Raw genomic sequence first — 372 nt, forward strand, 5'->3', positions numbered from 1 at the left:
CTTCGGAATGTCAAAGCTGTCGCGCAGGCGTCGTTCAACGATTTGCGAGAGCGACTTTCCCGTGTCTTGACTTTCCTTTTCCAGCGCCGCCCGTAGTTCTGGCGTTATCCGCGTCGAAAAGGCCGATGACTTGCCTGAAAACTCTCCGCTTGGCTTACGACCCGCGCCTGGTGCCCGTTTCCGCGTCATCAAAGCTCCCTTATTTGTCTTAACGAATGCATGACAAATGTATTGCGATCGGTTGGCACGCGCAAGGACAAATAGTAGAACCATGGGTATTGGAAGACACAGGAGACACCAATGACTCTTGAAGATGCCCTAAGACGCCCGACTGTTCCCATCCCCGATGCGGGCCGTGTCTTCTACGGCCTC

1 protein-coding gene is annotated in these 372 nt (G+C 54.3%); it reads right to left on the bottom strand.

What is annotated here, in order from left to right:
- Window positions 1-189: hypothetical protein (locus tag AF337_RS44455; protein WP_210168066.1), on the bottom strand; the 189-nt coding region annotated here is incomplete at its 3' end.
- Window positions 190-372: the final 183 nt, after the last annotated feature.

The sequence above is a fragment of the Rhizobium ecuadorense genome (genome assembly GCF_001187535.1).
GTDB classification, from domain to species: Bacteria; Pseudomonadota; Alphaproteobacteria; order Rhizobiales; family Rhizobiaceae; genus Rhizobium; species Rhizobium ecuadorense.